This is a genomic window from Citrobacter sp. wls615 (assembly GCF_005281355.1).
Lineage (GTDB): Bacteria > Pseudomonadota > Gammaproteobacteria > Enterobacterales > Enterobacteriaceae > Citrobacter > Citrobacter werkmanii.
In genome coordinates, this window is the sequence record NZ_SZXM01000007.1 from 17,453 (window position 1) to 29,242 (window position 11,790).

An 11,790-nucleotide genomic window follows, 5' to 3' on the forward strand; every position below is an offset into this window, starting at 1 on the left:
TGTAGGCCGGATGGCGGCGTAAACGCCTTATCCGGTCTACGGTTTTGATTGTTCCGGTTTCCAGGAGTAAACAGTGCAAAGTGTTGATGTAGCAATTGTCGGTGGCGGCATGGTGGGACTGGCGGTTGCCTGCGGCTTGCAGGGCAGCGGGTTACGCGTTGCGGTGTTAGAACAACATGTTCCGCAGCCGTTGGCGGCGGATGCAGCTCCTCAGCTTCGCGTGTCGGCAATCAATGCCGCCAGTGAAAAACTGCTTACTCGTTTGGGCGTCTGGTCAGATATCGTTGCCCGTCGCGCGTGCTGCTATCACGGTATGGAAGTCTGGGACAAAGACAGCTTCGGGCGCATTGAATTTGACGACCAGAGCATGGGCTACAGCCATTTGGGCCACATCGTCGAAAACTCAGAGATCCATTACGCGCTGTGGCAAAAGGCGCAGCGTTCGCCGGATATTACGCTGCTGGCACCCGCTGAAATACAGCAGGTAGCTTGGGGTGAGAACGAGGCATTTCTGACCCTGAAAGAGGGCGCAATGCTGACGGCTCGCCTGGTGATCGGCGCGGATGGCGCTAACTCCTGGCTGCGTAATAAAGCAGACATTCCGCTCACCTTCTGGGATTACCGTCATCATGCGCTGGTGGCGACGATCCGTACGCAGGAAGCCCACGGCGCGGTTGCGCGCCAGGCGTTTCACGGCGAGGGTATCCTGGCATTCCTGCCGCTCAGTGACCCGCATCTGTGCTCTATCGTCTGGTCACTTTCTCCGCAGGAAGCCGAACGCATGCAGCAGGCAAGCGTTGAGGAGTTTAATCAGGCGCTGAATATCGCTTTTGATAACCGTCTGGGACTGTGCAGCGTTGAAAGCGAACGGCAGACGTTTCCGCTGACGGGACGCTATGCGCGTCAGTTCGCCGCCCATCGTCTGGCGCTGGTGGGGGATGCGGCGCATACTATCCATCCGCTGGCAGGTCAGGGGGTTAACCTCGGCTTTATGGATGCGGCAGAGCTTATCGATGAGCTTAAGCGGCTACAACGTCAGGGCAAAGATATTGGCCAGTATCTCTATTTGCGTCGCTATGAGCGCAGCCGTAAGCACAGCGCAGCAATGATGCTGGCCGGTATGCAGGGCTTCCGTGAACTGTTTGCTGGTGAGAATCCGGCGAAGAAACTGCTGCGTGATATTGGTCTGAAACTGGCCGATACCCTTCCGGGCGTAAAACCGCAGCTCATCCGTCAGGCGATGGGACTGAACGATCTTCCCGAGTGGCTACGTTAGCGTCCGTAAGGACAATCTTAAGAGTTTGAGACCCGTCACATTTTCCTCTCCCGGCCCTCGCGCCGGGATGCTTCTCTCATTTGAAATAATCTAATTCCACACCTTTTTTCGCATTAGTTTTTTTAATATCACGTTTTTTTCATAACGCCATTTTTGACATTTTTTCCACATTTAATGTTGTTTACTGCTGATTACTCTGCCTTGTTTATGCTTATTATTCTGATTTTTTCGTGTGGTTATGGGTTTTTATTCTGTCGTCGATCTGGCCATTTTTTGCCATAAGCTAATGTGATGGCTAATTTTGCCTTATGGTTTAGCGTCTGTTTCGGTGGTAAGTTCAGGACAAAGAGAACGTTTGCGTCGTAGCCCCTGGAGCGGCTGCGGTGCTGGGTTTCGTGGCGAAAATTTCACCGCGAAAGAGTTGGTAGCCCCGCTTATTCAACGAGGAAAAGATGGCTCAACAGACTCCTTTGTACGAACAACACACGCTATGTGGCGCGCGCATGGTAGATTTCCATGGCTGGATGATGCCACTGCATTACGGTTCTCAGCTCGATGAACACCATGCTGTTCGCACCGATGCCGGTATGTTTGATGTGTCGCATATGACCATCGTCGACCTGCGCGGCAGCCGCACCCGGGAGTTCTTGCGTTATCTGCTGGCAAACGACGTCGCGAAGCTAACGAAGACGGGTAAAGCCCTCTACTCCGGTATGCTTAACGCATCGGGCGGCGTGATAGATGACCTGATTGTCTATTACTTCACTGAAGATTTCTTCCGCCTCGTTGTAAACTCCGCCACCCGCGAAAAAGACCTCTCCTGGATTACCCAACACGCTGAACCTTACGCCATCGACATCACCGTTCGTGACGACCTGTCGCTGATTGCGGTGCAGGGGCCAAACGCGCAGGAAAAAGCAGCAACGTTGTTTACTGACGAACAGCGCCATGCGGTAGAAGGTATGAAGCCGTTCTTCGGCGTTCAGGCGGGTGATTTGTTTATCGCAACCACCGGTTATACCGGCGAAGCAGGCTATGAAATTGCCATGCCGAATGAAAAAGCGGCTGATTTCTGGCGTGCGCTGGTACAGGCAGGCGTCAAACCTTGCGGTCTGGGTGCGCGTGACACGCTACGCCTGGAAGCGGGTATGAACCTGTACGGTCAGGAGATGGACGAAGGGATTTCTCCACTGGAAGCCAACATGGGCTGGACCATTGCGTGGGAACCTGCCGACCGCGACTTTATTGGTCGTGAAGCGCTGGAAATGCAGCGTGAAAAAGGCCACGAACAGCTGGTCGGACTGGTGATGACCGAGAAGGGCGTGCTGCGTAATGAACTGCCAGTCCGTTTCACTGACGCTTCCGGTAACCAACATGAAGGCATTATCACCAGCGGAACATTCTCCCCAACCCTGGGTTACAGCATCGCGCTGGCGCGTGTACCCGCGGGTATTGGTGAGACCGCGATCGTGCAGATCCGTAACCGCGAAATGCCAGTAAAAGTCACTAAACCTGTTTTTGTGCGTAACGGCAAAGCCGTCGCGTGATTCATCCTTTTTGGAGATTGATTGATGAGCAACGTACCTGCAGAACTGAAATACAGCAAAGAACACGAATGGCTGCGCAAAGAAGCTGACGGCTCTTACACCGTTGGTATCACCGAACATGCTCAGGAGCTGTTGGGTGACATGGTTTTCGTAGACCTGCCAGAAGTTGGTGCCACCGTCAGCGCGGGTGATGACTGCGCCGTTGCGGAATCCGTAAAAGCAGCTTCTGATATTTATGCGCCGGTAAGCGGTGAGATTGTTGCGGTTAACGACGCGCTGAGCGACTCCCCGGAACTGGTCAACAGCGAACCGTATGCCGGTGGCTGGATCTTCAAAATCAAAGCCAGCGATGAAAGCGAAATCGAATCGCTGCTGGATGCCACTGCGTACGAAGCATTGTTAGAAGACGAATAAGATTGTGCCGGATGGCACTGCGTTTATCCGGCCTACGGTTTTATCCAGGCCCGGTAAGCGTCAGCGCCACCGGGCAATTGAGTTAGAGACAATCACGATTCACTGCACGTTTCAGGAACCATCGCCCATGACACAGACGTTAAGCCAGCTTGAAAACAGCGGCGCTTTCATTGAACGCCACATCGGACCGGACGCCGCGCAGCAGCAAGAGATGCTGAATGCGGTTGGCGCCGAGTCGTTAAACGCGCTGATCGGCCAGATTGTGCCGAAAGACATTCAGCTCGCAACCCCGCCACAGGTAGGCGAGGCGGCGACAGAATACGCTGCGCTGGCCGAATTAAAAGCCATCGCCGGGCGTAACAAGCGCTTCACGTCCTACATCGGCATGGGCTACACCGCCGTGCAGTTGCCACCGGTTATCCTGCGTAACATGCTGGAAAATCCGGGTTGGTACACCGCGTATACGCCGTATCAGCCGGAAGTCTCTCAGGGCCGTCTGGAAGCGCTGCTGAACTTCCAACAGGTCACGCTGGACCTGACGGGGCTGGACATGGCCTCCGCCTCTCTGCTGGATGAAGCCACCGCGGCGGCAGAAGCCATGGCGATGGCCAAACGCGTCAGCAAACTGAAAAACGCCAACCGTTTCTTTGTGGCGGCTGATGTTCATCCGCAAACGCTGGACGTCGTGCGCACTCGCGCCGAAACCTTTGGTTTTGACGTCATTGTGGATGACGCAGCGAAAGCACTGGATCACCAGGATGTGTTCGGCGTGCTGTTGCAGCAGGTTGGTACCACTGGTGAAGTGCACGACTACAGCAAACTAATTGCTGAGCTGAAATCCCGTAAAGTTGTGGTCAGCGTTGCTGCCGACTTTATGGCGCTGGTGCTGCTGACGGCTCCTGGCAAACAGGGTGCGGATATCGTTTTCGGCTCTGCGCAACGCTTCGGTGTTCCAATGGGTTGCGGTGGCCCGCACGCGGCATTCTTTGCCGCCAAAGACGAATTCAAACGCTCCATGCCAGGCCGTATTATCGGCGTATCAAAAGATGCGGCGGGCAATACCGCACTGCGCATGGCGATGCAGACTCGCGAGCAGCATATCCGCCGTGAGAAAGCGAACTCCAACATTTGTACCTCACAGGTACTGCTGGCTAACATCGCCAGCCTGTATGCCGTTTATCATGGTCCGGTCGGTCTGAAGCGCATCGCTAATCGTATCCACCGCCTGACCGATATTCTGGCGGCAGGTGTGCAACAGAAAGGCTTAAAGCTGCGTCATGCGCATTACTTTGACACGCTGTGTGTTGAAGTGGCTGATAAAGCTGCGGTACTGGCGCGTGCGGAAGCGGCAGAGATCAACCTGCGCAGCGATATTCATAACGCGGTAGGTATTACGCTCGACGAAACCACCACCCGTGAAAACGTGGTGCAGTTGTTCACTGTTCTGCTGGGCGACAGCCACGGCCTGAACATCGACACGCTGGATAAAGACGTGGCGCTCGACAGCCGTTCCATTCAGAGCAGCATGCTGCGTGATGACGCGATCCTCAGCCACCCGGTGTTTAACCGCTACCACAGCGAAACCGAGATGATGCGTTACATGCACTCGCTGGAGCGTAAAGATCTGGCGCTGAACCAGGCGATGATCCCGCTGGGTTCCTGCACCATGAAGCTGAATGCCGCCGCCGAGATGATTCCTATCACCTGGCCGGAATTCGCTGAACTGCATCCGTTCTGCCCGCCAGAGCAGGCGGAAGGGTATCACCAGATGATCGGTCAGCTTTCCGAGTGGCTGGTAAAACTGACCGGCTATGACGCAGTCTGTATGCAGCCGAACTCCGGCGCACAGGGCGAATACGCTGGCCTGCTGGCGATTCGTCATTATCACGAAAGCCGTAACGAAGGCCATCGCGATATCTGCCTGATCCCGGCGTCCGCCCACGGTACTAACCCGGCTTCCGCACAAATGGCGGGGATGCAGGTGGTGGTAGTCGCCTGTGATAAGAACGGCAACATCGATCTGGACGATCTGCGGGCAAAAGCAGAACAACATGCTGCAAACCTTTCTTGCATCATGGTGACCTATCCGTCCACCCACGGCGTGTATGAAGAAACGATCCGCGAAGTGTGTGAAGTTGTGCACCAGTTCGGCGGCCAGGTGTACCTCGACGGCGCGAACATGAACGCCCAGGTTGGAATCACCACGCCGGGCTTTATCGGCGCGGACGTTTCGCACCTCAACCTGCATAAAACCTTCTGCATTCCGCACGGCGGCGGTGGCCCAGGTATGGGACCGATTGGCGTTAAATCGCATCTGGCACCGTTCGTACCGGGCCACAGCGTCGTTCAGATTGAAGGGATGCTGACCCGTCAGGGCGCGGTGTCTGCCGCACCGTTCGGTAGCGCATCCATTCTGCCAATCAGCTGGATGTACATCCGTATGATGGGCGCAGAAGGTCTGAAGCAGGCAAGCCAGGTCGCGATTCTTAACGCTAACTACATTGCCAGCCGTCTGAAAGATGCCTATCCGGTACTGTATACCGGTCGCGATGGCCGTGTGGCGCATGAATGTATTCTCGACATTCGCCCACTGAAAGAAGAGACCGGCATCAGCGAACTGGATATTGCCAAACGTCTGATCGACTATGGTTTCCATGCGCCAACCATGTCGTTCCCGGTAGCGGGTACGCTGATGGTGGAACCGACCGAATCTGAAAGCAAAGTGGAACTGGATCGCTTTATTAACGCGATGCTGGCAATCCGCGCTGAGATCGAGCGTGTGAAAGCCGGTGAGTGGTCGCTGGAAGATAACCCGTTGGTAAACTCGCCGCACACCCAGAATGAGCTGGTCAGCGAGTGGAACCACGGTTATAGCCGCGAAATCGCAGTTTTCCCGGCAGGCGTGGCGAACAAATACTGGCCTACCGTGAAGCGTCTTGATGACGTTTACGGCGACCGTAACCTGTTCTGCTCCTGCGTGCCGATGAGCGAATATCAGTAACTTTTCCGCGTAGTTAAACAATTTCCAGGCCGGGTAAGGCGAAGCCGCCTCCCGGCTTTTTCATATCTGGAGGTCTCTATGGGAATCGCACTTGTTACTGGCGGCAGTCGCGGTATCGGGCGAGCAACCGCGCTGCAACTGGCACTGGAGGGTTACACGGTCGCGGTTAATTTTCATCACAATATTCGTGCGGCTACCGAGGTGGTGAATAACATCGTCGCTTCAGGCGGTAAAGCATTTGCTTTGCGAGCGGATATCAGTGATGAAAGTCAGGTGCTGGCGATGTTTGAATCGATCGACCGTGAAGGGGAATCGCTGACTGCGCTGGTGAATAATGCCGGGATTTTATTTGAACAGACCACAGTGGAAAACTTAACTGCAGAGCGAATTAACCGCGTGCTGGCGACCAATGTTACCGGCTATTTTCTGTGCTGTCGGGAAGCGGTTAAGCGCATGTCGTTTAAGCACGGCGGTCAGGGTGGGGCGATTGTGAATGTCTCTTCGGCGGCATCACGGCTCGGTGCGCCATTCGAATATGTCGATTACGCCGCTTCAAAAGGTGCGGTGGACACGCTCACCACCGGTCTGGCGCTGGAGGTGGCGGCGCAGGGGATCCGCGTAAACTGCGTACGTCCTGGCCTGATCTACACTGAAATGCACGCCAGCGGTGGTGAGCCGGGGCGTGTGGATCGCGTGAAGTCGATGCTGCCGATGCAGCGCGGCGGGCAGCCGGAAGAGGTCGCTCAGGCCATTGTCTGGTTGCTGAGCGAGAAGGCGTCGTATGTGACGGGAAGTTTTATTGAGCTGGCGGGTGGAAAATAGCGCTTTGATTGCCGGATGGCGGCGTAAACGCCTTATCCGGCCTACAGGTTAAGTTCCCGTAGGCCGGATAAGCGCAGCGCCATCCGGCGAAAAATCACAGATTCTCGCCGTTGCTGGCGATCACCGCTTTATACCACTCAAAACTCTTCTTGCGTGAACGCGACATATCGCCAGTGCCGTCATCGTGCTTATTCACGTAGATAAAGCCGTAGCGCTTGCTGTACTGACCGGTGGTGAACGAAACACAGTCTATGCAGCCCCACGGCGTGTAGCCCATCAGATCTACGCCATCATAGGTGACCGCCTTCATCATCTCTTCGATGTGGGCGCGCAGATAATCGATGCGGTAATCATCATTGATACTGCCATCTGTTTCCACTTTATCGTAGGCGCCAAAACCGTTTTCAACGATAAACAGCGGCTTCTGATAACGCTCGTACAGCTCACATAAGGCATAGCGCAGGCCAACCGGGTCAATCTGCCATCCCCAGTCGGAGGTTTTGACGTGCGGGTTCGGTACGCTGCCCTCAAAACCGGAAATGGCATCACCGCTACCACCTTCCGCTTTCACCGCGTTGGTCATGTAGTAGCTGAATCCGAGATAGTCGCAGGTTCCTTCACGCAGGATTTGCGCGTCGCCGTCTTCCATCCTGATGTTAAATTCGCGACGTTCCCACTCGTTCAACACATAGCTTGGGTAGTAGCCGCGCAGCTGGACGTCAGTAAAGACGTAGCGTTCACGCATTGACTCCTGGGCGAACATGACATCTTCGGGCTTACAGGAGAATGGATAGAGCGGCACCATTGCCAGCATGCAGCCCACTTTCATTTCCGGATTGATGCGGCGTGCGGCTTTCACTGCGAGCGCGCTGGCCACGAACTGGTGATGCAGCACCTGGTACATGGTCTCTTCCGGGTTTTCATGCTCGGTATACACCACACCGGAGCAGCAATAGCCAAACAACGGTGCGCGCCAGTTACGTTGGTTATTGATCTCGTTGAAGGTCATCCAGTATTTGACTTTGTGTTTGTAACGCTCAAAGACGACTTCGGCAAATCGAACAAAGAAATCAACAACTTTGCGATTGGTCCAACTCCCATACTGTTGAACCAAATGTAGCGGCATTTCGAAGTGGGAAAGGGTGATGACCGGTTCGATGTTGTATTTCAGTAATTCATCGAACATGTCGTCATAGAACTTCAGGCCTTCTTCGTTCGGCTGGGTTTCGTCCCCATTGGGGAAGATACGGGTCCATGCGATGGAGGTACGGAAACATTTGAAGCCCATTTCGGCAAACAGCTTAATGTCTTCTTTGTAATGACCGTAAAAATCGACGGCTTCGTGGTTGGGGTAGTATTTACCGGGCACGACTTCCTGAGTGATTTCTCGTGGAACGCCGTGTGCCCCACTGGTCAGTACGTCGCATATGCTGGGACCTTTGCCACCTTTGTTCCAACCGCCTTCGACCTGGTGCGCCGCAACCGCGCCGCCCCATAAAAAATCTTTTGCTAAGGTAAGTTTTTTCATCTGCGCTCAGTCTCAAATTAATACAATCTGATTTTGAGTCTAACAAAGCAAATCTAAATGTCACGATATAACAAAATAACGTTAATGTGATTTGTTACATCAAAAAAACAGATTGTTTTTTTACGCTATTCTTTTCGCCAGTTTGCGGCCAAGTGATTCCAGAATATAAATAACGGGGATTTGCGTGGTTATATCGTATACCCCGGCAATGCGCGTTTGTGGAACGTGCCAGGAGAGATTAAAGTCGGCGAGTTTCGCCAGACGCGAGTGTTCATGGCTGGTTACAGAGAGCACTTTACAGTTGTGCAGGCTGAACTGGCTGGCAAAGCGTAGGATCTCTTCAGTTTCACCGGAGACGGAAAGCACGATTGCCAGCGCGTTTCTGGCCATATCATTGGTTACCGGAAAATAAGGGTCGTCAATATGATTACTGAATTTACCGACGTTGGAGAAAAAACGTGCGCCGTATTTCGCAAGCGCTCCTGACGTTCCTGCGCCAACAAATATAATACGTTCGGAAGATAATATAATATCAACAGCCTGATCGAGCAGTTTATCGAATTCGTCGTTATTGACGCTTTTAAAAAAGCTGATAATTTCGCTGGCGCTGAAATTAGCCTGTTGCGGTTCATTCTGCTCTAAATATAATTTGAAGCGTACGCGAAATTCTGAGTAACCTTCACACTTAAGCTTGCGGCAAAAGCGCAGTACGGTGGTAGTGGAAACACCCACGGCATCGGCCAGTTCGCGAATGGTCATGTACATGACTTTGTCACGATTTTTGATGACATAGTTGTAGACCAGCATCTCAAGATTGTTGAGACTGGCGATGGCAGCGTGGGAGAACATACTCACAATAGCAAAACTCACTCATCAGACTTCATCTACAGGGAATAATAACATGCAGCCAAATGACATCACTTTTTTTCAGCGTTTCCAGGATGACATACTGGCCGGACGCAAAACCATCACCATTCGTGATGAGTCCGAATCACACTTCAAAACCGGTGACATTCTACGGGTTGGGCGCTTTGAAGATGAGGGATACTTCTGCACGATTGAAGTTGTTGGCACGTCAACCGTCACGCTGGATACGCTGACCGAAAAACATGCCCAACAGGAAAACATGTCGCTTGAAGAACTGAAACACGTGATCGCCGAGATTTACCCGGATCAAACGCAGTTTTATGTGATTGATTTTAAATGTATTTGATTTAATGTGTACGCTTGTTAGCTGAAAAGGTAAAATTAATCATATGATTTTTATGAACTATTTATTTTAAGATAAATATTACAGCTAACATGTGTTCACTGGAACCATTCTCAGTTACGCTAGAGGGGCAATAACGAAAGTGTTCGTTTCTCGGGAGTAAGCTATGGTTCAGAAACCATTAATCGCGCAGGGATATTCGCTGGCAGAGGAAATAGCCAACAGCATCAGTCACGGTATCGGGTTGGTGTTTGGGATTGTCGGGCTGGTGTTGTTGCTGGTTCAGGCAGTGGATACCAACGCCAGCGCTATGGCGATTACCAGTTATAGCCTGTACGGCGGCAGCATGATCCTGCTGTTCCTCGCCTCAACTTTGTATCACGCGATCCCCCATCAGAGAGCGAAAGTCTGGCTGAAAAAATTCGACCACTGCGCGATTTATCTGCTGATTGCCGGGACCTATACGCCATTTCTGCTGGTGGGGCTTGATTCGCCGCTGGCACGTGGGCTGATGATTGTTATCTGGAGCCTGGCGCTGCTCGGTATTTTATTCAAACTGACCATTGCGCACCGCTTTAAAGTTCTGTCGCTGGTGACCTACCTGACAATGGGCTGGCTATCGCTGATTGTGGTGTATCAATTGGCGGTTAAACTGGCGGCGGGAGGCGTGACGTTGCTGGCCGTTGGTGGTGTGGTCTATTCGCTGGGCGTTATTTTCTATGTCTGTAAGCGCATTCCATATAACCACGCGATCTGGCACGGCTTTGTACTGGGCGGCAGCGTTTGCCACTTCCTGGCGATTTATTTGTATGTTGGACAGGCGTAACCCTTGATTTCGGATGGCGGCTAACGCCTTATCCGGCCTACAAAATGTGCCTGTAGGCCGGATAAGCGTAGCGCCATCCGGCGTTAAGCTTTTACTCTTCCAGCGAATACGGCAGCGGCACAATATGCAGCGTTTTTGCGTCATCGCGAACACGGAACACGCTGTCGGCTTCCATGTCGTTATTCATCACGACCTGCACCAGTATCTGGCCATCAGCGAGCTGTACTGCGGCAAGTACGGTACCGGTACGACGCCAGTTCTCACCCATTTTCAGTTCCAGGTCTTCGCCTGCTTCCGGCACCCGGCTGGCCGTACCTGCCAGAGTCCACATGGCGCGTTTGTTGGCGCCGCGGAATTTGGCGCGCGCCACCATTTCCTGGCCGGTATAGCAGCCTTTTTTGAAGCTGATCCCGCCCAGAGCCTGCATATTGGTCGCCTGGGGAATAAACTGTCCGCTGTTGGCTGTATCAATGACCGGAATACCCGCTTCGATATCCAGCGCCAGCCACTGTTGACTGTTATTTAACTCCGCTTCGCCGCGCAGTTTCTCAACCAGGCTTTCCGCTGTTGCAACATCAACGATCAGCAGGAAACGCTCGGCAGGGTGTTCGAACCACAGTATTGTGGAAGCACCTTCGGTAATAACCTGTTTATCGCTGTTCGGTAATTCGCTAAAGAGATTGGCCAGCGCCGCTCGTGCCTGGAATCCCGCTACGCCCAACAGAACACGCTCGTCGTCCGGCGCAATCACTACCTTCGAGAAGACCGCATATTTCTTCAGTTCTGTAAGCTGCGCATCGCGCAAGCTGCGGCGTTCAAGCCATGCAAAACCGTCACTGTTACGGAACAGGCGCAGATTGCTCCACATTTTACCTTTGGCATCACAATGGGCTGCCAGCACGTGCTGATACTCGGTCATCTGGCTGACATCAGCCGTGACCTGACCCTGAATATACTTCTCACTGTCGACACCGGTAATGGTGGCGAGCGCCCAGTCATCGAGCGTCATTAGCGTCAGAGGTAAACGCGTTGACGCAAAAGGCTGGCGAGGAGGAAAAGATGTAAAAGCCATAATAATGTCCTGATTTGCTTAACGCCGTGATAATGACTAATGGTAAAAGAGCTATGGCCCATTGCAAGCGGTTTAATCAGGCTATTTGTGCCAT

Annotated in this window: 10 protein-coding genes; 7 read left to right on the forward strand and 3 right to left on the reverse strand. The window is 53.1% G+C overall.

All coding sequences use genetic code 11. The features are described 5' to 3' along the window. Positions 1–73: 73 nt before the first annotated feature. From ubiI to FDX04_RS03155, 5 genes are all read left to right on the forward strand, one after another. The gene (gene ubiI, locus FDX04_RS03135) at positions 74–1,276 is read left to right on the forward strand and encodes an FAD-dependent 2-octaprenylphenol hydroxylase (protein ID WP_137361300.1); all 1,203 of its coding nucleotides are present in this window, start codon (positions 74–76) and stop codon (positions 1,274–1,276) included. Positions 1,277–1,728: 452 nt separating this feature from the next. Beyond that, complete coding sequence (gene gcvT / locus FDX04_RS03140; RefSeq protein WP_048215585.1) at positions 1,729–2,823, forward strand: glycine cleavage system aminomethyltransferase GcvT; 1,095 nt, start codon at positions 1,729–1,731, stop codon at positions 2,821–2,823. Positions 2,824–2,847: 24 nt separating this feature from the next. Then, positions 2,848–3,237 carry a glycine cleavage system protein GcvH gene (gcvH, locus tag FDX04_RS03145; RefSeq protein ID WP_006686886.1) on the forward strand — a complete coding sequence of 130 codons (390 nt, stop codon included), beginning with the start codon at positions 2,848–2,850 and terminating at the stop codon, positions 3,235–3,237. Between the two features lie 127 nt (positions 3,238–3,364). After that, positions 3,365–6,238: an aminomethyl-transferring glycine dehydrogenase gene (gcvP, locus tag FDX04_RS03150; RefSeq protein ID WP_137370428.1), complete on the forward strand. Its 2,874-nt coding sequence runs from the start codon at positions 3,365–3,367 to the stop codon at positions 6,236–6,238. Between the two features lie 78 nt (positions 6,239–6,316). After that, entirely contained in the window at positions 6,317–7,060 is a 744-nt protein-coding gene (locus FDX04_RS03155; RefSeq protein ID WP_137370429.1) for an SDR family oxidoreductase, read from the forward strand. 94 nt (positions 7,061–7,154) lie between these two features. Here the strand turns inward: FDX04_RS03155 and bglA are convergent, their stop codons facing one another. After that, the gene (bglA, locus tag FDX04_RS03160; protein ID WP_137370430.1) at positions 7,155–8,588 is read right to left on the reverse strand and encodes a 6-phospho-beta-glucosidase BglA; all 1,434 of its coding nucleotides are present in this window, start codon (positions 8,586–8,588) and stop codon (positions 7,155–7,157) included. 120 nt (positions 8,589–8,708) lie between these two features. Beyond that, the gene (locus FDX04_RS03165; RefSeq protein WP_042310878.1) at positions 8,709–9,437 is read right to left on the reverse strand and encodes a MurR/RpiR family transcriptional regulator; all 729 of its coding nucleotides are present in this window, start codon (positions 9,435–9,437) and stop codon (positions 8,709–8,711) included. Positions 9,438–9,489: 52 nt separating this feature from the next. Here FDX04_RS03165 and yqfB point away from each other — a divergent pair, with 52 nt between their 5' ends. Continuing rightward, on the forward strand, positions 9,490–9,801 hold the full coding sequence (gene yqfB / locus FDX04_RS03170) for a N(4)-acetylcytidine aminohydrolase (RefSeq protein ID WP_042310876.1): 312 nt from the start codon (positions 9,490–9,492) through the stop codon (positions 9,799–9,801). Positions 9,802–9,964: 163 nt separating this feature from the next. Beyond that, entirely contained in the window at positions 9,965–10,624 is a 660-nt protein-coding gene (locus FDX04_RS03175; protein WP_038633489.1) for a hemolysin III family protein, read from the forward strand. Positions 10,625–10,715: 91 nt separating this feature from the next. On the opposite strand, the gene ygfZ is transcribed toward FDX04_RS03175, so the two are convergent. Next, on the reverse strand, positions 10,716–11,696 hold the full coding sequence (ygfZ, locus tag FDX04_RS03180) for a tRNA-modifying protein YgfZ (RefSeq protein WP_061382415.1): 981 nt from the start codon (positions 11,694–11,696) through the stop codon (positions 10,716–10,718). Positions 11,697–11,790 lie beyond the last annotated feature (94 nt).